At 75.5% G+C, this 22,634-nt stretch carries 3 protein-coding genes; all 3 read right to left on the reverse strand.

Features of this window, described 5'->3' with window-relative positions; translation table 11 throughout:
- Nucleotides 1-10: 10 nt before the first annotated feature.
- Complete coding sequence (locus ACFV6E_RS17330; protein WP_385462471.1) at nt 11-19,369, reverse strand: non-ribosomal peptide synthase/polyketide synthase; 19,359 nt, start codon at nt 19,367-19,369, stop codon at nt 11-13.
- Nucleotides 19,370-19,477: 108 nt separating this feature from the next.
- The gene (locus tag ACFV6E_RS17335; RefSeq protein WP_385462474.1) at nt 19,478-20,827 is read right to left on the reverse strand and encodes a serine hydrolase domain-containing protein; all 1,350 of its coding nucleotides are present in this window, start codon (nt 20,825-20,827) and stop codon (nt 19,478-19,480) included.
- 234 nt (nt 20,828-21,061) lie between these two features.
- On the reverse strand, nt 21,062-22,270 hold the full coding sequence (locus tag ACFV6E_RS17340; protein WP_385462477.1) for a cytochrome P450: 1,209 nt from the start codon (nt 22,268-22,270) through the stop codon (nt 21,062-21,064).
- Between the last annotated feature and the right edge of the window lie 364 nt (nt 22,271-22,634).

A 22,634-nucleotide genomic window follows, 5' to 3' on the forward strand; every position in this document is an offset into this window, starting at 1 on the left:
CGTCCGGTCCTCACCGCTCGTCGGGGTCGCTGTCGCCGCGTGCGGCGTCTTCGAGTTCGCTCAGCACCTGTTCCTCCACCAGGTCCGCGAGGGCGGCGACCGTGCGGTGGACGAGGATGTCCCGGGGCGTCAGGGTCACCCCGAAGGCGTCGTTGGCCCGGGAGGCGATCTGGAGGGCGCGCAGGGAGTCGCCGCCCAGGGCGAAGTAGTCGTCCTCCGCGCCGACGGCCGTGTGCAGGGTCTCCTCCCAGAGCGCGGCCAGGACCTCCTCGGTGGGCGTGCGCGGAGCGATGTGCTCCGTGGGCGGTGCCGCCTGCGGCGGGGGCGCGGGCAGGGCGGCCCGGTCGGTCTTGCCGTTCTCGGTGAGCGGGAACCGCTCAAGGGCCACGTACGCCGTGGGCACCATGTGGGCCGGCAGGGTGGCCGCGGCCGACGCCCGCAGGCCGGCGGCGGCGGGCGGCTCGGCGCCGGGCGCGAGAAGCAGGTGGGCGACGAGGCGGGGCAGCCCCGGTTCGTCCTCCCGTACGCTCACCACCGCGTCGAGGACGGCCGGGTGGCGGACGAGGGCCGCCTCGACCTCGCCCGCCTCGATGCGGTGGCCGCGCAGCTTGAGCTGGTGGTCGGTGCGGCCCAGATAGTGCAGCTCGCCCCGGGCGTCCCGGCGTACCAGGTCGCCGGTGCGGTACATGCGGCTGCCGGGCGGCCCGAAGGGGTCGGCGGTGAAGCGCGACGCGGTCAGGCCGGGCCGGTTCAGATAGCCGCGGGCCAGCACCGGGCCGCTCAGCCACAGCTCGCCGGGCACGCCGTCGGGGACCGGGCGCAGCCGCGCGTCCAGGACGTAGGCGCCGGTGGCGGGCAGCGGGCGCCCGATGGGCGGGGCGGTGCCGTCCGGTTCGAGCGGGTCCGACCAGGTGGCGACGACGGTGGCCTCGGTGGGCCCGTAGGAGTTGACCATGCGGTGGTGCGGGGCCCAGCGGGCGACCAGTTCCGCGCCGCACGCGTCGGCCCCGACGGTCAGGGTCTTGAGGTCGGGCAGGGTGCCCGGGGTGTCCGGCGGCAGGGTGGCGAGCGCGGCCGGGGGCAGCAGGGTGTGGGTGACGCGCTCCTCGCGCAGGACGGCGGCGAGTTCGGCGCCGAGCAGCGGTCCGGGGCGGGGTACCACGAGCCGGGCGCCCTGCGGCAGGGACATGCACACCTCCAGCACCGAGGCGTCGAAGCTCGGGGTGGCGAAGGCCAGCACCCGGTCGCCGGGGGCCACTTGGTAGTGCGCGGCCTCGGCGGCGGCGAAGGCGGCGAGGCCCCGGTGGGTGACCACCACGCCCTTGGGGGTGCCGGTGGAGCCGGAGGTGTAGATGACGTAGGCCGGGTCGTCCAGGTCCAGGGGGCGGGTGCGGTCGGCGTCGGTGGGACGGCGGGCGGGCGCGCCGTCGGCGTCCGCCGCGAGCAGGGCGGCGGCCTCGGCGGCGTCCAGGGTGACGGCGGGTGCCGCGTCGCGCAGCATGAACGCGACGCGCTCGGCCGGGTAGTCGGGGTCGACCGGCAGGAACGCGGCGCCGGTCTTGGCCACCGCGAGCTGGGCCAGGACCATGTCCGCCGAGCGCGGCAGGACCAGGGCGACCAGGCCGCCGGGGCCCGCGCCGCGCGCGATGAGCCGGTGCGCCAGACGGTTCGCCCGCTCCTCCGCCTCGGCGAAGGACAGGGTCAGGCCGGGTGCGCCGATCGCCGGTCCGGCCGGACGGCGGTCCACCGCGGCCTCGATCAGAGCCGGCAGGGTCGCCGGCGGGGGCGGTGCGAGCTCGGGGCGTGCCGGGCCGCGCAGGACGCGGGCCCGTTCCCCGGGCGGCAGCACGTCGACCGAGTCCACCCGGGTGGTGTCCCCCGCGGCGGCCAGGGTGCGCAGGGTGTGCAGCAGCTGAGCGGCCAGCGACGCCGCGGTGGAGTCCTCGAAGTGCCGGGGGTCGTAGCCGAGTTCGACGCCGAGCCGCTGACCGGGCGAGATCACCACGGTGAGGGGGTAGTTGGTGGCCTCCCGGGCGTCGAGTTCGCGTACGTGGACGCCGTGGGCGCCCGCCGTGGCGTCGCCGACCGGATAGTTCTCGAAGACCAGCAGGCTGTCGAACATCGGGGTGCCGGAGGGCAGTCCGCTCCAGGCCCCGAGGGCGGTCAGGGGCACGTGGTCGAAGCGGCGGTCCTCGGCCCGTGCCGTCTGTGTCCCGCGCAGCCAGTCCGCGCAGGCGGCAGTGGAGTCCACGGTGACCCGGGCGGGCAGCGTGGTGATGAACAGGCCGGTGATGGTGTCGGCGCCGGGCAGGTCGGCGGGCCGCCCGGAGACGGTGGTGCCGAAGCACACCTCCTTCTCGCCGCTCCACCGCGACAGCAGCAGCGCCCAGGCGCCCTGCGCCACGGTGTTGAGGGTGAGGCGGTGGCGGCGGGCGAAGTCCTCAAGACGCCCGGTCTCGTCGGCGTCCAGCCACTGCGACAGCCAGGTGCCGGAGCGGGCCGCGGTGTGCCGGGCGGGCCTGCGGTCGTACGGCAGCGGCGTGGCCGCCGTGAGGCCCCCGAGGACGCCGCGCCAGTGCTCCTCGGCGCGGGCGGTGTCCCGGGCGGCGAGCCAGGCGGCGTAGTCGGCGAACGGGCGGCGCTCCGGCAGCCGGGGCTCCTCGCCCCGGACGAGCGCGGCGTGCGCGGCCATGACGTCCGCGAGGACGTGGAAGACGCTCCAGCCGTCGAGCAGGACGTGGTGGAAGGTCCACACGACCCGTACCCGGCCGGGGCCGAGCCGGATCAGGGCCAGGCGCAGCAGCGGGGCGTGGTCCAGGGCGAGGCCGCGGGCCTTGTCCGCGGCGAGCAGCCGCTCCAGCTCCGCGTCCCGTTCGCCCTCGGACAGGGCGGTCCAGTCGTGCTCGGTGACCGGCAGGGCGGCGGTGCGGTGGACGGCCTGGAGCGGGGCGGGCACACCGCTGAGGACCACGGAGGTCCGCAGGACCGGGGTGCGGTCGACCACGTGCTGCCAGGCGGCGGCGAGCAGCCGTACGTCGCGCGCCCCGTCCACGACGAAGGTGATCTGCTCGGTGTACAGGCCCTCGCCGGGCTCGTCCAGGCCGTGCACGACCATGCCCGCCTGGGTGGGCGTGAGCGGGTAGAGGTCGGTGATCTCGCGGCCCGTGCCCACCAGCCGGTCCACGGCCGCCTGGTCGAGCGCGGCCAGCGGGAAGTCCGAGGGGGTACGCCCGCCCGCGCCGGGTTCGGCGCAGTGCCGCACGATCCGCCGCAGCTCCCCGGCCAGCGCGTCGGCGAGCCGGGCGACGGTCTCGTGCCGGTGCACCTCGCGCGAGTACGACCAGGTGAACTCGAGGCGTTCGCCGGTGACCCGGCCGAGCACGTCGAGGAGGTGCGGCCGCTCCGCCGTGCGGTCCATGCCGCCGGCCAGTCCGTCGTAGGGGGCCCGGACCAGACCGTCGGCGGCCGGCTTCCGGTCCTGCCGCCCCAGGTAGTTGAAGCCGACCTGGGGCAGGCCCGGCAGTCCGCGGTCGCCGTCCGGGTGCAGATGCCGCAGGGCACCGTAGCCGAGTCCGCCCTTCGGCACGGCCCGCAGGCTCTCCTTGACGGACTTCAGCGCCGTCCCGGTGTCGGCGTCCGCGGGGACGTCGAGGGCGACGGGGAACACGCTGGTGAACCAGCCGACCGTACGGGACAGGTCGACGTCCCCGAACAGTTCCTCGCGGCCGTGTCCCTCCAGGGCCACGGTGACCCGGTCGCGTCCCGTCCAGCGGGCGAGGACCCGGCCGAGCGCGCACAGCAGGACGTCGTTGACGCGGGTGCGGTACGCCTCCGGCACGTCCTGGAGCAGCCGCCGGGTGTCGTCGCCGTCCAGGCACACCGTCACCGTCTCCTCGCAGGTGCCGGTGTTGGCTCCGTCGAGGTCGGTCGGCAGCGTCGCCGGGGCGTCGGCGAGGGCCCGCCAGTGGGCGAGTTCGTCGTCGAAGCCGCCGGCCGCGGTGTGGGCGGCCAGCCGCTGGGCCCAGGCGCGGAAGGACGTCGTCTTCGGCCCGAGGTCGGCCCGTTCGCCCGCGCGCAGCGCCCGGTAGGCGGTGTCCAGGTCCTCCAGGAGCACCCGCCAGGACACCCCGTCGACGACGAGGTGGTGGGCGGCCAGCAGCAGGACGGGGCGCTCGTCGTCGCCGGTCCGGCACAGCGCGGCCCGCAGCAGCGGTCCGGCGCCGAGGTCGAACCCGGCGCACAGCCGGGCGGACACCTCGCGCACCGCCGCGCCGGTGTCGCCGGTGTCGCCGGTGCCGCCGGTGAGGTCGTGGACCTCCAGGGAGACCGCCGCGCCGGACGCGGTGCCGTGCTGCCGCCACCGTCCCCCGCCGACCTGCTCGAACCGCAGCCGCAGCGCGTCGTGGTGGTCGGTGACGACGGCCAGCGCGGCCCGCAGCAGCGTCTCGTCCGTCCCCGCGGCCAGCCGGAAGGAGACGGCCTGGGTGAGCTGCGCCGGGTCGCCGTCGAGGGTGCCGAACAGCCAGTGCTGTACGGGGGTGAGCGGCACCTCGCCGACGACCGGGCCCTGTTCCGCGGCCGTGGCGGGGGCCGCCAGGTCCTCGGCCGCGGCGGCCAGTTCGGCGATCGTGGGGTGGGTGAACAGGTGCCGGGGCGTCAGGACGAGACCGGCCCTGCGGGCGGCGGAGACGATCTGGATGCCGAGGATGGAGTCGCCGCCGAGCGCGAAGTAGTTGTCCTCCGCGCCGACTTCGGGCACGCCGAGGACCTCGGCCCAGATCGCGGCGAGGGTCTGCTCGGCCGGGGTGCGCGGCGGCCGGTCGCCGGACACGGCCGGCGCGGACCACACCGGCTCGGGCAGCGCCCGCCGGTCCAGCTTGCCGGTGGCCCCGAGCGGCAGCCGCCGAAGCGGCACCACCAGCGCGGGGACCAGGTGGTCGGGGAGCGTACGGGCCAGGAAGGCACGCAGGTCGGCGGAGTCGGGCAGGTCGCCGCCGCCGTCCGGGACCGCGTACGCCACCAGCCGTTTGTGGCCGTCGTGCTCGGCCACGCGGGCGGCGGCGGCCGAGACCCGCGGGTGTTTGGCGAGGGCGGCCTCCACCTCGCCCGGTTCGATGCGGAAGCCGCGGACCTTGACCTGGTCGTCCGAGCGGCCGAGGTAGATCAGGTCGCCGTCGGCCGTCCAGCGCACCCGGTCGCCGGTGCGGTACATGCGGGCGCCGGGCGGCCCGAACGGGTCGGGCAGGAAGCGGGCGGCGGTCAGTCCCGGCCGGCCGAGGTAGCCGCGGGCCACACCGGTACCGGCGAGGTACAGCTCGCCGGGCGCACCGGCGGGCACCGGGCGAAGGCGGGCGTCCAGGACGTAGGCGCGGGCGCCGCCGGCCGGCCTGCCGATGGGCGGGAGCCGGTCGGGTTCGGCCGGGTCGCAGGTGAAGGCGGTGGCGTAGACGGTGGCCTCGGTGGGGCCGTAGATGTTCATGACCCGGCAGCCGGGCACCGCCGCGCGGACCTGGCGGACGGTGTGCACGGGCAGCGCCTCACCGGCGAGGACGACGGTGTCGGCGGTGACCCGGGCGGCGTCCTCCGCGAGCAGCCGCCCGAGCGCGGAGGGCACCGCGCTGAGCAGCCCCGCCCGCCACGGCCCGGCGCGTTCGGCGAGGGCCAGCAGGTCGCGGACGATCTCGACGCGTCCGCCGGAGAGGAGCGGCGAGAAGATTTCGAACACGGACACGTCGAAGTTGAGCGAGGTGGAGGCCACGACGTGGTCGAGGCCGCGCCCGCCGAACTCGGCGGCGGCCCAGTCCGTCAGCGCCGCCACCGACGCGTGGGCGACGACGACGCCCTTGGGGCGGCCGGTCGAGCCGGAGGTGTGGATGACGTAGGCGGGGTGATCGGGCAGCAGCGGGGCGCGCCGCTCGGCGTCCGTGACGTCGTCGCCGGACAGGACGGCCAGGCGCGCGGCGCACGCCGGGTCGTCCAGGGCGATCCGGGTGTACGGCCCGTCCGGCAGCCGCTCGCTCGTTTCGGCACAGGTGACGACCGCCTCGGGCCGTACGTCCGCGAAGAGGAAGGCGATGCGCTCGGCCGGGTAGCCGGGGTCGACCGGCAGGTAGGCGGCGCCGCTCTTGAGGACCGCGAGGAGCGCCACGATCAGGTCCGGGGTGCGCGGCAGGGCGAGGGCGACGAACCGCTCGGGTCCGGCGCCGGCCTCGATGAGCAGCCGCGCCAGCCGGTTGGCGCGCTCGTCCAGTTCCCGGTAGGCCAGCTCTTGCGCGCCGCCGAGCACGGCCGGGGCGTCCGGGGTGCGCGCGGCCTGCGCGCGGAACGCCTCGGGCAGGGTCCGGTACGGCGCCCGGACCACCGGACCGCTGAAGCGCTCCACGAGTGCGCGGCCCGCGTCGCGGGAGAGCAGCGGCAGCTCGGCCAGGTGGCGGTCGGGGTCGGTGGCCATCTCGGTCAGCAGGGTGCGCAGGCTCGCGCCGATGCCGTCGACCGTTGCGGCGTCGAAGGCCGCCGGGTCGTAGTCCAGGGTGACCGTCAGGGTGTCGCCCGGCGCGACGACCACGCTGAGCGGGTAGTTGGTCGGCTCCACGTCGCGTTCCTGCTCCATGGCCAGGCCGTGCCGGGCCAGGGCGTCCGCGTCGAAGGGGTAGTTCTCGAAGACCACGATGGAGTCGAACAGCGGGGTGCCGCCGGGCACGTCGCTCCAGGTCTGGAGTTCTGCGAGGGAGACGAACTCGTGCCGCCTGGCCTCCGACTGGGCGGCCTGCAACTCGCCCAGCCAGTCCAGCAGCCGGCGCCGTCCGTCGATCCGCGCCCGGGTCGGCAGGGTGTTGATGAACACGCCGACCATCGAGGTCACGCCCGGCAGGTCGGCCGGACGCCCGGAGACGGTGGTGCCGAACACCACGTCGTCCCCGCCGCCGTAACGGGACAGCACCAGCGCCCAGGCCCCCTGGAGCACGGTGTTGACGGTCAGGCCCGCCGACTGCGCCCTCTCGCGCAGCCGCGCCGACAGTCCGGCGTCGAGCGTCACCCGCACCGAGCCCGAGGACGAGGTGCGGTGTGCTTCGGCGGGCCGCCGGTCGCGCGGCAGTTCGGTGGCGACGGGGAACCCGGCCAGCGCCCCGCGCCAGAAGGTCTGCGCCCGTTCCGTGTCCTGCCGGGTCAGCCAGTCCAGGTAGTCGCCGTACGGGGCGCGGCCCGGTACCTGCGGGGGCCGCCCGGCGGTGAGCGCCGCGTACCGTTCGCAGACCTCGTCGAAGACCTGGGCCGCGCTCCAGCCGTCGAGCAGCGCGTGGTGGAACGTCCACAGCATCCGCACCCGCTCGGGCGAGAGCCGGATCAGGGCGAGCCGCATCAGCGGGGCCGTGTCCAGGTCGATGCCCGTCTGCCGGTCCTCGTCGACCAGGCGGGCGAGTTCGGCCGCGCGGCGCCCGGCGGGCCATCCGGTCCAGTCGTGGTGGGTGACGGGCACGACCGCCCTGCGCTGCACCGCCTGGAGGGGTTCGGCGCTCTCCTGCCACACCGGGCGGGTGCGCAGCATCGGGTTGGCGTCCGCCGTGCGCTGCCACGCCTCGGCCAGCGCGTGCGGGTCGGTGACCCCGGACAGGACCAGCTGCACCTGGTTGACGTAGGTGCGGGCGTCGGGGTCCATCAGGCTGTGGAAGAGCATGCCCGCCTGCATCGGCGTCAGCGGGTACAGGTCCTCGACGTCCCGGCCGTCGCCCACGATCCGGTCGACGGCCCGCTGGTCGATCCGCACCAGCGGGTAGTCCGAGGGCGTACGGCCGCCCGCGCCGGGCCCGGCACAGTGGGCGACGACGTCCTCCAAAGCCCGCAGCATGCCGTCCGCGAGAGCGGTGACCGTCTCCTCGCGGTGCAGCTCCCGGCTGTAGTGCCAGGTGATCTCCAGCGCGTCGTCCTCGACGCGGGCCACCACGTCGAGCAGGTGCGGGCGCACCGCCCCGGGGTCCTCGGCGCCGTCGAGGCCGCCGGGCACGGAGCGCACCAGGGCGCCGCCCTCGGCGGACCAGTCGAACCGGCCCAGGTAGTTGAAGCTCACGCCCGGCATCGGCGCCTCCGCCAGCCGCTCGTCGCGGGCCAGATGGCGCAGGGCGCCGTGGCCGATGCCCCGTCCGGGAACGGACCTGAGCTGCTCCTTGACGGACTTCAGGGCGGCGCCCCAGTCCCCGTCCGGCAGCTCGAGGGCGACGGGGAACAGACTGGTGAACCAGCCGACCGTACGGGACAGGTCGACGTCCTCGAAGAGCTGGTCCTCGCGGCCGTGCCCCTCCAGCCCTACGGCGACGGCGCGCCGCCCGGTCCAGTCGGCGAGCACCCGGCCGAGCGCGGTCAGCAGGACGTCGTCGATGCGGGTGCGGTAGACGCCGGGGACCTTGCGCAGCAGGTCGGCGGTGCGCCGCCGGTCCAGGCGTACGGTCACGGCGCGCACGTCGGCCATGGTGTTGGAGCCGTCGTGGTCCACCGGCAGCGGTGCGGCGCAGTGCCCGGCCACCGTGGCCCAGTGCGCGCGCTGCCCGTCGAAGCCGCCCCCGTCGGTGTGCGCGCGCAGCCGGCGCGTCCACTCCTGCACGGAGGTGGTCCGCTCGGGCAGGCGCGCCGGTTCACCGGCGCGGGCCTGCCGGTAGGCGGTCTCCAGGTCCTCCAGGAGGATCCGCCAGGAGACGCCGTCGACGGCCAGGTGGTGGGCGGCGAGGAACAGCCGGCCGGCACCGTCGCCCGTGAACAGGCGGGCCGTCAGCAGCGGTCCGCTCGCCGGCCGGAAGGCGGCGTGCGCCTCGCCCGTGACCCGGGCCTCGGTCGCCCCGGCCGCCGCCGCGTCGAGCCCGCTCAGGTCGTGGACCGCCAGCAGCTCCGGTGCCTCCTCCCCCGCCGCCGGGCACTCCTGGCGCCAGGAGCCGTCGGCCGAGCACACGAAGCGGCAGCGCAGGGCGTCGTGGTGGGCGTACACGGCGCGCAGGGCGTGCCGCAGCGCGTCCGCGTCGACGTCCCCGGGCGTCTCCACCACCACCGACTGGTTGAAGAACTCGGGCCGCTCGGGCCCGGGGTCGAGGAACCAGTGCTGGATCGGGGTGAGCGCGACCTCGCCGCTGACCGGGCCGGTCCCGGCGACGGGCGCGGCGGTGCCCGCGGCCGCCGCGGCGGCCAGGGCGGCGATCGTCGGGTGCCGGAAGAGGTCGCGCGGGGTGAGCGCGAGCCCGGCGGCGCGGGCGCGGGAGACGACCTGGATGGAGAGGATCGAGTCGCCGCCCAGCATGAAGAAGTTGTCGTCGGCGCCGACCCGTTCGACGCCGAGCAGTTCCGCCCAGATCGCGGCGAGGACCTGCTCGGCGTCCGTGCCCGGTGCCCGGTAGGCGGTGTCCCCGGCGGCCGACCAGTCGGGTGCGGGCAGCCGCCGCCGGTCCACCTTGCCGTTGCCGGTCAGGGGCAGCTCCGCCAGGGTGACGAAGGCGGCGGGCACCATGTAGTCGGGCAGTTCGGCCGCGACGTGGGCGCGCAGCGCGGTGGCGGACGGTACGCCGTCGCCCGGGGCGGGCACGAGGTGCGCGGCCAGGCGCTTGCGTCCGCCGTGCTCGTACGCGGAGACGACGGCCTCGGCGACGGCCGGGTGCGCGGTGAGCCGGGCCTCGATCTCGGTGAGTTCGACCCGGAACCCGCGGATCTTGATCTGATCGTCCGCGCGCCCCACGAAGTGCAGTTCGCCCCCGGGGCTCCAGCGCACGATGTCGCCGGTGCGGTACATGCGTCCGCCGGGCGGGCCGAACGGATCGGCGAGGTAGCGGGCGGCGGTCGCGCCGGGCCGTCCGGCGTAACCGCGGGCCACCCCGGCGCCCGCGACGTACAACTCGCCCGGTAAGCCTGGCGGTTGGGGCTGGAGGGCGCCGTCGAGGACGTACACGCGGGTGTTGTCGAGCGGGCGGCCGATGGGCAGTACGGCGGGCAGCTGGTCACCGGCGCGGAAGAAGCGCCGGGTGGCGAAGGTGGTGGTCTCGGTCGGGCCGTAGCCGTCGACGACGGTCAGGCCGGGGCAGGCGGCCAGGACCCGGCCCACGACCGCACCCGGTACGGCCTCGCCGCCGGTCCACACCTCCCGGGCGCCGCGCAGACAGGCCGGGTCCTCCTGGGCGAGCAGCCGGAACAGGCCCGCGGTCAGCCACAGGCAGCACACCCCCTGCTCGCCGATCGCGCGGCGCACGACGGCGGCGTCCACGTCGCCGGGCGGCGCGAGGACGGCCGTGCCGCCGCGCAGCAGCGGCACCCACAGCTCGTAGGTGGCCGCGTCGAAGGCGTGCGGGGAGTGCACCAGCACCCGGTCGTGCCCGGCGAAGGCGCGGTCGAGGGCGAGCGCGGCGACGTCCCGCTGGCGCACGGCGACACCCTTGGGCGTACCGGTGGAGCCGGAGGTGAACATCAGGTACTGGACGTGGTCGAGGTGCGGCGGGGGCGGGACGGCGGTCCCGCCGGACGGGGACGGCGCGTACCCGCCACCCTCCCCGGACGTGCGCCCACCGTCCTCGTCAGGCGTGCGCCCACCGTCCTCGTCATACGTGCGCCCGTCCGCCGCATCATGCGTGCGCCCGTCCATCGCGTCCGGCGTGCGCCTGCCATCCGCGTCCGGCGTGCGCCTGCCATCCGAGTCCGGCGCACGCCCGCCCGTCGCGTCCGGCGTGCGCCTGCCGTCCGTGTCAGGCGCGCGCCCGTCCGCCGCATCATGCGTGCGCCCGTCCATCGCGTCCGGCGTTCGCCTGCCGTCCGCGTCCGGCGTGCGCTCGCCGTCCGCGTCAGGCGTACGCCCGCCCGTCGCGTCCGGCGTGCGCCTGCCGTCCGCGTCCCGCGTTCCCCCGTCGTCCGCCCGCAGCACGGTGCCCTCCGGCAGCAGCTCCCGCGCCGCCGGTTCCCGGCCCGCGTCGGTGAGCAGGAGCCGCGCGTCCGCCTCGGCGAGCGTCCGGCGCAGCCGCTCGCGCGGTGCCCGGCCGTCCAGCGGGACGAACACGCCGCCGGTGCGGACGAGAGCGAGCTGCACGACGACGAGATCGGCCGAGCGGTCCATGAGCACGCCCACCGGGGTCTCCGGCGCCACGCCGTACGGGGCCAGCCGGGCGGCCAGTTCCGCGGCGCGGGCGTCGAGCTCCCGGTAGCTGAGCCGCCGCTGCCCCGCCTCCAGGGCCACCGCGTCCGGGGTGCGCCGCACCTGCGCGGCGAACAGCTCGGCGACGGTGGCCTCGGGCAGCTCGGTCGCGGTGTCGTTCCACTCCTCGACCACCTGCCGGCGGCGGGCGGGCGTGAGCAGCGGCAGCCGCGCGGGCGGGCGTTCGGGGTGTGCGGCCATGCCGTCGAGCAGGACGGTGAGGTACTCGGCCAGACGCTCGACGGTGTCGGCGTCGAACAGCTCCGGGTCGTAGCCCAGGCGCAGACCCAGTTCGGCGCCCGGGTAGGCGACGAGGCTGAGTGGGTAGTTGGTGGTCTCGACGCCGTCCAGGCCGCTGAGCCGCAGCCCGTGGGCGGCGGCGAGGCCGTCGTCGACCGGGTAGTTCTCGAAGACGACGAGGGAGTCGAACAGGGCGGCCCGTTCGGGCAGTTCGGTGAACTGCGTCATCCGGTTGAGCGGTACGTGGTCGAAGCGGCGGTCCTCGCTCTGGTCCTGCTGGAGTTCGCGCAACCAGTCGAGCAGGGGCTTCTCGTGCGGCACCGTGACCCGGGCGGGCAGGGTCGTGATGAACAGGCCGGTCATGCTGTCGGCCCCCGGCAGCTCGGGGGGCCGCCCGGAGACGGTCGTGCCGAACACCACGTCGTCCCTGCGGGCCTGCCGGCCCAGCAGCACCGCCCAGGCGCCCTGCACGAGGGTGTTGAGGGTCAGTCCCGCCTGTTTGGCCAGCTCCGCCAGGGCCCGGCTGGTGGTCTCGGGGACGCTGACGCGGACCGCGCCCGTGGACTCGGCGCGGTGGCTCTCGCGCGGCTCGCGGTCGTAGGGCAGCGCGGTGGCCTCGGTGAGGCCGGACAGGCGGCGCCGCCAGTGCCGTTCGGCCTCGGCCCGGTCGCGTTCGCCGAGCCAGGCCACGTAGTCGCGGAACGGGCGCCGCTCGGGCAGGGGTTCGCGCCCGGCCGTGCTGTGGCTGGTGAAGACGTCGGAGAGCACCTGGAACAGGCTCCAGCCGTCCAGGACCAGGTGGTGGAAGGACCACACCACCCGGACGCCGGTGTCGGAGGTCCTGGCGAGGACCAGCCGCTGGAGCGGGGCGCGGGCCAGGTCGATGCCCTGCTCGCGGTCCCGGTCGAGGAGTTCGCGCAGCCGGTCGTGCCGCTCCCGCTCGTCCAGGCCGCGCCAGTCGAGGTGGGTGACGGGCACGGCGGCACGGCGCTCGACGACCAGCAGCGGTTCGGGTACGTCCTGCCAGACGACGCGGCCGCGCAGTACGGGGGTGCGGTCCGTGACGCGCTGCCAGGCCGCCGCAAGCGCGGCCGGCTCGGGCACGCCGTCCAGGTCGAAGGTGAGCTGCTGGAAGTAGACGCCGCGGTCGTCCTGGGAGAGCCGGTGGAAGAGCATGCCGGCCTGGGTGGGGGTGAGCGGGTGAATGTCCTCCACCGCGCCGGGGTCCTCCCCCACAATGCGGTCCACGGCCGCCTGGTCGAGGGCGGCCAGCGGGAAGTCGGACGGGGTGCGGCCCGCGCTGCCGGGGCGGGCGGCGTGCCGGGCGAGTCCGGCCAGCGCGTCGGCGAACCGCGCGGCAAGACCGGCGACGGTCTCGTGCCGGTGCAGGCCGGCGGAGTGGAACCAGGTGAACTCCAGGGCGTCGCCATCGAGCCGGCCGACGACCTCCAGGGCGTGCGGGCGTACGGCCGAGGGGTCGGCGTCCAGTTCCAGCGGGCGGACCAGCTCCTCGTACAGGTCCCCGGCGGTGTCCGCGAGGCCGAAGCGGCCCAGGTAGTTGAAGCTGATGTGTGGCGACGGGGTCTCGGGCAGCGGCCTCGGGCGGACCAGGTGGCGCAGCGCGTCGTGGCCGATGCCGTGCCGGGGCACCGTCCGCAGCTGCTCCTTGACCTGCTTGAGCACGGTGTCCCAGCCGGCCTCGGGCGGTACGGCGAGCGCGACGGGGTGGCGGGTGGTGAACCAGCCGACGGTGCGGCTGGTGTCGAGGTCGGCGAAGAGCTCCTCGCGGCCGTGTCCCTCGACGTCCACGAGGACCCGTTCGTGCCCGGTCCATGCGCACAGCACCCGGCCGAGCGCGCTGAGCAGCACGTCGTTGACCTGTGTGCGGTAGGTGTCCGGCAGGGTGCGCAGCAGGACGGCGGTGTCCTCGGGGGTGAGGCGGACGGTGACCGAGCGTTCGGAGGCGTAGGTGTTGCCGCCCGCCGAGTCGGTGGGCAGGGTCGTCGCGGCGTCCGCGACGGCCCCGGTCCAGTACGCGATCTCGTCGTCGAAGCCGCCGTCGGCCGCGTGGGCGGACAGCCGCCGGGCCCACTGCCGCAGCGGCGCGGACTTCGGGGGCAGGGCCGTGCTCGCGTCCCGGCCCTCGCGGCGGGCGCGGTAGGCGCGGTCGAGGTCTTCGAGGAGGACGCGCCAGGAGACGCCGTCGACCACCAGGTGGTGCACGGCCAGGTGCAGGACGGGAGAGCGGCCCGTGCCCGGGTCGTGCAGGACGGCGCGCAGCAGCGGGCCGTGCCGCAGGTCGAAGGCGCCGAGGTGCGGGAGGTCGGTGTCCGGGCCCGGGTGGCGGGCCAGGCGCAGGCGGGGCGCCCGGTCGTCGATGTGCCAGCGGACGGGCGATCCGTCGGCGCCGGTATCGGTATCGGTGTCCGACACGAAGCGGGAGCGCAGGGCGTCGTGGTGGGTGACGAGGTCGTTGAGGGCGTCCTCCAGCGCCACCGGGTCGACGGAGTCGGGGAGGCGCACGGACAGGGTCTGCGCGAAGCGGCCCGCGTGGCCGGGGTCGCCGGTGAACAGCCAGTCCTGGATGGGGGTCAGCGGGGCGGGCCCGGTGGCCGGTACGGGGGCCGGGGCGGCGGCGGGCCGCCGGGCGCCGGCCGCGTCGGCGCAGCGGGCGAGTGCGGCGACCGTCTGGTGCTGGTAGACGTCCCGCGAGGTCACCGTGAGGCCCGCCTGCCGGGCCTGGGACACCACCTGGAGGGAGAGGATGGAGTCGCCGCCGAGGGCGAAGAAGTTGTCGTCCACGCCGACGCGGTCCACCCGCAGGATGTCCGCCCAGATCGCGGCGAGGGTGCGCTCGGTGGGCGTACGCGGCGCCACGGAGTGCGTGCCGCTGTGCACCGGGGCCGGGTCGGGCAGGCGGGCGCGGTCCAGCTTGCCGTTGGGGTTGAGGGGCAGGGCGGCCAGGACCACGACGGCCGTCGGCACCATGTAGTCGGGCAGGGTGCGGCCGAGGGACCGGCGCACCTCCTCCGGTTCGACGCGCGCGTCCGGTGCGGGGACGACGTAGCCGACCAGACGGCGGTGGCCGTCACTGTCCTGGACGGTGGCCGCCGCCTCGGTCACGCCCGGGTGACCGCGCAGCGCCTCCTCCACCTCGCCCAGCTCGATGCGGAAGCCGCGCACCTTCACCTGCTGGTCGATGCGGCCGAGGTAGGCGAGTTGGCCGTCGGAGGTCCAGCGCACCAGGTCGCCGGTGCGGTACATGCGGTCGCCGGGCGCCCCGTAGGGGTCGGCGACGAACCGGGCGGCGGTCAGTCCGGGACGCCTGAGGTAGCCGCGGGCCAGGCCGCCGCCGCCGAGGTACAGCTCGCCCGTCACGCCCGGCGGCTGGGGGCGCAGCATGCGGTCCAGGACGTAGGCGCGGGTACGGGCCACCGGCCTGCCGATCGGCGGGGCCTGGTCGGGTTCGGTGTCGTCGGCGGCGTCGGCGAACCACGCGGTGGCGTAGACGGTGGCCTCGGTGGGGCCGTAGATGTTGGCGACCTCGCTGAACGGCATGGCCCGCCGCAGGTCGCGCACGGTCTGCGCGGGCAGCGCCTCGCCCGCGAGGACGACGGTGTCCGCCTCGACGGGCGTGCCGCCCGTGGTGAGCATCCGGGAGACCACCGAGGGGACCCCGCTGACCAGTCCGGCGTGCCGGGGCCCCGCGGTGTCGGCGAGGGCCGGGAGGTCGGCGACCACCTCGACGCTGCCGCCGACGAGCAGCGGGCAGAGCATCTCGAAGACGGAGACGTCGAAGTTCAGGGAGGTGGAGGCGACGACGTGCGCCAGCCGCTCGGAGCCGAAGCTGCGGCCCGCCCACGCGGCGAGCGCCGCGACACTGCGGTGGGTGATCACGACGCCCTTGGGCCGGCCGGTCGAGCCCGAGGTGTAGATGACGTACGCGGGGTGGTCGGGGTCGAGCGGCCGGGTCCGGTCGGCGTCGGTGAGGTCCACGTCGGCGAGATCCGCGTCGGCGGTGCTGCGGTCCGCGTCCACGCCGGTGACGTCCCCGACGCCGGGGACGGGGCCGTCGGCGGTGCTGCGGACGTCGGTGGTGACGGGGCCGTCGGCGGTGCTGCGGACGTCGGCGGTGACGGGGCCGTCGGCGGTGCTGCGAACGTCGGCGGTGACGGGGCCGTCGGCGGTGCTGCGAACGTCGGCGGTGACGGGGCCGTCGGCGGTGCTGCGGACGTCGGTGGTGATGGGGGCGTCGGCGGTGCTGCGGTCGTCGGTGGTGATGGGGGCGTCGGTGGTGATGAGGGCGTCGGTAGCGGCGTCCTCCGCGCGGGCGTCCGGCAGGATCAGCGGCGCGCAGTCGTCGGGCAGCGCCGCGGCGGTCTCGCGGGTGGCCAGGACGAGGGCGGGGGCGGCGTCGGCGAGCAGGAAGCGGATGCGGTCGACCGGGTAGGCGGGGTCGACCGGGAGATAGCCCGCGCCGGACTTCAGCACGGCCCACAGCACGGGCAGCAGCTCGGCGGTGCGCGGCAGGCACAGGGCGACCAGGGTCTCGGGTCCGGCGCCGCGGGCGGCGAGCAGCCGGGCGAGGTGGTTGGCGCGGCGGTTGACCTCGGCGTAGTCCAGGCGGTCGGGTCCGCAGGTCACGGCGGTCCGGTCGGGGGTGCGTGCGGCCTGCGCCTCGAACAGGGCGGGCAGGGTGGTCGCCCGCTCCTCGGGGGCGACGTCCGCCGAGCGCTGGTTCCAGGTCTCCAGCAGGGTGCGCCGTTCGTCCGCCGACAGCAGGGGCAGCTCGCCCACGGTGCGGTGCGGTCCGTCCGCCATGCCTTCGAGGAGCCGGTGCAGATGGCGGCACATCCGCTCGACGGTCGCCGCCGCGAACAGATCGGCGTTGTACTCGGCCGTCAGCGCGCAGCCGCCGCCGTCCAGCGGCGCGAACTCCAGGACCAGGTCGAAGCGGGCGGCCGGGCGGGGCAGCGGGTGCTCCTCGACGCGTACCCCGCCGGCCCGCGCCGGGTGGGTCAGGGCGGTCTGCTGCACCACGAGCACCTGCACCAGCGGGGTGCGGCTCGGGTCCCGGGGCGGGGCCAGCTCCTCCACCACCCGGTCGAACGGCACCCCGTCGTGCGCGAAGGCGTCCAGGACGGTGGCCCGCACGGTCTCCACGAACCGGTCGACGGTCACGGTGTCGTCGACCTCGCCGCGCAGCACGACCGTGTTGGCGAAGAACCCGGTCACGTCCTCCAGTTCCCGGCGTCCGCGCCCGTTGGTGACGGTGCCGAAGACGATGTCGCGCTGACCCGAGTACCGGGAGAACAGCACGGCCGCCGCCCCGGCGAGCAGCGTGAAGACGGTCGTGCCGCGGCCCGCCGCCAGGTGCCGCAGCCGTGCGACCAGGTCCGCGGGGAGGTCGTGGCGGTGCGCCGCGCCGGTGGTGGTGCGCACCGCGGGCCGGGGCCGGTCGGTGGGCAGCTCCAGTTGCGGCAGACCGGCCAGGTGCCGTTTCCAGTAGGCGAGGTCGGCGGCGTCGCCGTCGCCGGTGCGCTGCCTCCGCTCCCACACGGCGAAGTCGGGGTACTGCACGCCGGGCGCGGGCAGGCCGTCCGCCGTGCCGGACGCCTCGGCGCGGTACAGCGCCGCCAGGTCGCGGGTCAGGATGCCCACCGACCAGCCGTCGGTGACGATGTGGTGCTGGGCGAGGAGCAGCACATGGTCGTCGGCGGCGCGGCGGACGAGCAGGGCGCGGGTGAGCGGGCCCGTCGCCAGGTCGAAGGGGCGGCCCAGCTCATCGGTGAGCAGCCGCTCCACGGCCTCCTCGCGATCGGCCCCGGGCAGGTGGGCCACCTCGGCGGTGCGCAGCGGCAGTTCGCCGTGGGCGTGGACGTGCTGCACCCCCTGGCCCGCCTCGGTGGCGAAGGTGGTGCGCAGGGAGTCGTGGCGGGCGGCGAGCCGGTCCAGGGCGCGGCGCAGCGCCGCGGGGTCCAGCTCGCCGCGCAGCCGCAGCGCCACGCCGGTGTTGTACTCGGTGCCGCCCTGGGTGAGGTCGTCGAGGAACCACAGGCGCCGCTGGGCGCTGGACAGCGGCAGCGGCCGGTCGCGCGGGACGGCCGGGATCGGCTCCTCGGGCGCCGCCGCGGACGGGTCGCCGAGCAGCCGGGCCAGGGCTGCGACGGTACGCGCGGTGAACACGTCCCGGATCGACAGCCGGACGCCCAGGTCCTCGCGGATCCGGGACAGGGCGCGGGCGGCGAGGATCGAGTCGCCGCCCAGGTCGAAGAAGTCGTCCAGCACGCCGACGGTCCCGGCGCCCAGGACGTCCGCCAGCACGTCGGCGAGCACCCGCTCCTCGGGGGTGCGCGGCGCCACCTGCCCCTGGGCGGCCGTACGGGCCGGTGCGGGCAGGGCGTCGCGGTCGATCTTGTGCTGCGGGGTGAGCGGCAGCGCGGCCAGCACGACCAGCGCGGAGGGCACCATGTGCGCGGGCAGCACGGCGGCCACGGAGGTACGCAACTCGGTTGTCCCAGGCGGCTGTTCCGGGTCGTCGGGGGTGACGTAGCCGACGAGCTGCCGCCGTCCGGGCTCGTCCTCGCGCACCACGACCACGGCGTCCCGGACACCGCTGTGGCGCCGCAGCACCGTCTCGATCTCGCCGGGCTCGATGCGGAAGCCGCGCACCTTGACCTGCCGGTCGACCCGGCCCAGGTACTCCAGTTCGCCGTCGGCGTTCCAGCGGGCCCGGTCGCCCGTGCGGTAGAGGCGGGCGCCGGGCGGTCCGAAGGGGTCGGCGACGAAGCGCCCGGCGGTCAGGCCGGGGCGGTTGAGATAGCCGCGGGCCACGCCGTCGCCGCCGACGTAGAGCTCGCCGTCGGCGCCCGGCGGCACCGGCCGCATGGCCGCGTCGAGCACGTGCGACCGGGTGCCGGGCAGCGCGGCGCCGATGGCGGGGGTGCCGCCGCCCGCGGTCAGCGGCCCGGTCCAGGAGGCCACGATGGTCGCCTCGGTGGGCCCGTACGAGTTGATCATCCGGCGTCCCGGCGCCCAGCGGTCGACGAGCTCGGCCGAGCACGCCTCGGCGCCCACGATCAGGGTGCGCAGCGGGCAGGGGTGTTCGCGCGTCGGGGCGGGCAGGGTGGCGAGGGCGGCCGGCGGGATCAGGGCGTGGGTGATCCGGTGCTCGTCCAGGACCGCGGCCAGTTCCTCGCCCAGCCAGGGGCCGTGGGGCGGGACGACCAGGGTGGCGCCGGTCAGGACGGAGATGAACAGCTCCAGTACGGAGGCGTCGAAGCTGGGCGAGGAGAACTGGAGCACCCGGTCCCCGGGGCCCACCGCGTACTGCTCCACGGCGCCCGCGGTGAAGCCGGCGATGCCCCGGTGGGTGACGGTGACACCCTTGGGCGTGCCGGTGGACCCGGAGGTGTAGATGACGTACGCGGCGTGATCGCACTTGACGCGCGGCCGGTCGACGGCGTCGGCCCCGGCGTCAGCCTCGGCACCGGCATCCGCATCCGCATCCGCATCCGCATCCGCATCCGCATCCGCATCCAGTAAGCCCCGTACGTGCGCCAGGTCGTCAAGGACGACGGCCGGGGACGCGTCCGTCAGCATCAGCGCCCGCCGCTCGGCGGGGTACTGCGGGTCCACGGGCAGGAAGGCGGCACCGGCCCTGGCCACCGCCAGCTCGGCGGCGATCAGCTCCAGGGAGCGGGGCAGGACGAGCGCCACCGTCCGGTCCGGCCCGGCCCCGCGCCGTACGAGCGCGGCGGCCAGGCGCTCCGTGCGGTCCGCCAGCTCCCGGTAGGACCAGGTCCGCCGGCCGTCGGTCACCGCCGGCGCGTCGGGCGTGCGTGCCACCCACGCCCCGAACAGGTCGCCGAGCGGCAGTCGCGGCACCGCGGCCGCCGCCCCGCCTCCGGCGGCGTCGCCGCCGTCGTCCCGCGCCGGACGGATGGTCGCGGCGGGCTCGTTGTGCAGGTCCGTCATGGGAGGTCCTTCAGAAAAAGGTGCTGATGCTGGAAGGCACGCGGACGCGGAAGGGCGCGCGGACGCGGCGGGCCGCGCGGCAGAGCCGCGCGGTGGAAGGGCTCGCGCTCAGACGGTGCGGACGCGGCGGGCCGTGCGGCCCGAGATCTGCACGCGGTCGACGGTCCCGTCGGCGGGATCGCGGTGGAAGCGTCCCCCCGGTTCCGTGCGTCCGGTGTCCGGATCGACCAGGTCGCAGGTCAGGTCCGGATGGCAGCGCAGGGGCAGCGGCAGGTCACCGTCGATGGACAGCGCGGGCATGCCGTTCGCGTCGGGGACGATCCGGTACTCACTGGCCCCGTTGCGGTAGACGCCCAGGCACTCGGGCAGGGCGACGGGGCCGCCGCGGCCGAGCGCTGCGCGGGAGGTGGGCACGCGCAGGCCGGTGAGCGCGGTGAGGTCGTCGGCGAGGTCCCGCCACAGGGCGGTGGCGCCGCCGGAGTTGCCGGTGAAGGCGACCACCACACCGCTGTGCGGCTCGGCGCGCAGATGGCAGGACGTGCCCTGCGCGTTCCCGTCGTGGCCGTACCACCACACGTCGTCCTGCTGGAACAGGGCCGCTCCCAGGCCCCAGCCGTCCGCCAGGGCGCCGGGTTCGGCGCCTGGCTCGGCGCGCCGCATCTGCGCGGCCGCGGCGGCCGGGAGTACGGCGGTCCGGCCGATGAGGGCCCGGCCCAGTGCGATCAGGTCGTCGGCGCTGCCGAGCAGGGCGCCGGCCGGGGCCTCGACGGGGGCCAGGTTCTGGTGGGCCGGGCGCATGGCGCCCGTGGCCTTGTTCAGGGCGTGTCCGCGGGCGACCGGGCGGGCGTCCGCCGTGTCGCCGAGGAAGGACGGCACGATGCCGAGGGGTTCCAGCAGCAGGGTGCGGACGGCGTCGTGCCAGCTCATGCCCGTCACGGTGGAGATCAGCCGGCCTGCCGCCACGTAACCGGCGTTGGAGTAGGAGAAGTCCGTGCCGGGCGGGAACAGCGCGTCGGCGTCGGTGCAGACCCGGGACAGGTAGCGGGGGGCGGTGGTGCCCGTCGCGCTGTCCGAGTCGAGGCCGGCGGGCAGGCCGGCCGTGTGGGCGAGGAGGTGACGCACCGTCACCTTGGGTAAGTCCTCGAACTCGGGGAGGATGCCGGAGACGGGCTCGTCGAGGTCCAGGTCCTCGTCGTCGACCAGGAGCATGACGGTGGCGGCGGTGTACGTCTTGGTGACGCTGCCCAGGGGCACGGCGGTTTCGGCCGTGAACGGGTGGCCCCCGACGGCGTCGGACGTGCCGGTGCACACGCTGAGGACCTCCGTCTGGATGTCGACGGCCAGTTGGGCGCCGGGCACCCGGTGGGTGTGCGCGAGGGTGTCGAGGCGGTCCTGCAGTGCCTGACGCAACAGGGACGGTCGCGGGTCGGCGACGGATGCGGCGGTGGGGTACGGCATGAGGTGGGGACTCCAGATGCTGAGACTCATGGACGTGGCACGCGGGCCGCTTGGGGAGAAGCGGTACGGCCCGCGTGCCGGTGCGGGTGCTGCGACGTGCTCCGTACGGGTGCTGTTGTGGGGGTGCTGTGGTGCGAGTGCTGTGGTGCGGGTGCTCCGGTACGGGTTCTTCTGTGCGGTGCTGCTGTGCGGGTGCTGCGACGTGCTCGTGCCAGTGGCCGCGGCCGGCCGTTGCTAGTGCCGCGTGACCTCGACCGGTAGGTGGCGTACGCCGACGATGACCGAGGGGTTCTGGAAGGTGACGTCGCTGTAAGCGGGGACAGCGAGGTCGGAGAAGCGTTCGAGCAGCATGCGGAGGGCGATCCGGGCCTCCATCCGGGCGAGCGGGGCGCCGAAGCAGAAGTGGATGCCGTGGCCGAAGGTCAGGTGGGGGTTCGGGTGACGGTCCGGATCGAAGACGTGCGGCGCCTCGAAGTGGGCGGGGTCGCGGTTCGCGGCGCCCAGGTGGGCTACCACCAGGGTCTCGGCGGGCAGTTCCCGGTCGCCGAGCAGCACGGGCCGGGTGGTGCGCCGGCCGAGCTCGGCGAAGGGCGGCAGCCAGCGCAGTACTTCTTCGATCGCCCTCGGCAGCCGGCTCACGTCCTCGCGCAGCCGCTGGAGCGTTGCGGGGAGCCGGTCGAAGGTGACGACGGCGTTGCCCAGCAGGGCCGTGGTGGTGATGTGTCCGGCGACCAGCAGCAGGGCCACGAATCCGACCATCTCCTGATCGGCCAGGCGGACACCGTCCACCTCGGCGGCCAGCAGTCTGCTCGTCAGGTCCTCACCCGGGGATGCGCGTCTGCGCCGGATATGGTCCAGGAAATAGCCGTTCATCTCCCGCACGGTGGGGGCGATGACGGCCAGCGCGCGTTCCAGATCGTCCATGCTGGGCGCCTCGCCGAGAGCGTCACCACTGAACAGGATGCTCGCCCACTCCTGGAACAGCCCGTAATCGTCGGCCGGTACGCCGAGAAGTTCGGCAATGACGATGATGGGCAGCGGATAGGCCAGCGAGTCGACCAGATCGAACCGGTCGCGGTCGGCGACGTCGTCGAGTAATCGGGCACATATCGCTTCGATACGCGGTTCGAGAGAGCTCACCACTCGGGGGGTGAATGCCTGGCTCACCAGGGCGCGGAGTTTTCGGTGCTCCGGCGGGTCCATACCGACGAAATTGCCCTGCCGGAAGGCGGCGAAGTCTTCCTGGGCCGGGGCGATGGATGAGAAGTCCGAGGAGTACGTGCCCGGGTCCGCGAGAATGGCGGACACCGTCCGGTGGTCCGTCACCTGCCAAGCGCCCTGCCGCTCGTCGTAGCGGACAGGACCGGATGCGCTCAAGGACTGCCACCGGTCGACCAGCGTCTCAAAGGGTAAGTGATCCTGTGCGAATGTGTTGCCGGTCACCGATTCTCCTTCGCGCGGAACGCGTGCACAGCGAAAGTACGGACGACGTACGGATGGTGGGCTTCCAGCCCGGGCGGCCGGGCCGCGATCGACGCTCCCGCGCCGCCGGCGGGCACCGGGTGTCCGCGGGGCCGTGGACCAGCGCGGAACCGGCGCAATCACTCGGCCGCGGCTCCGTGGCCCCGTATTCGGCGCACCCCGGAAAAGGCCGTGCACCTCATGGAAGGGGCCCGGGAGAGCCCAGGCGGAGTCATGTCGGAGTCCAGCGGGAATTCCCGCTCCCGGACGGGTTACCGGCCCCTGTGAACGGTCGTCGGCGGCGCGTCTCCGATATCCGCCGACCACGTCAGCATTTCCGCCGCCG

Origin of the sequence: Streptomyces sp. NPDC059785, assembly GCF_042732375.1 — a bacterium.
Taxonomy (GTDB): Bacteria; Actinomycetota; Actinomycetes; order Streptomycetales; family Streptomycetaceae; genus Streptomyces.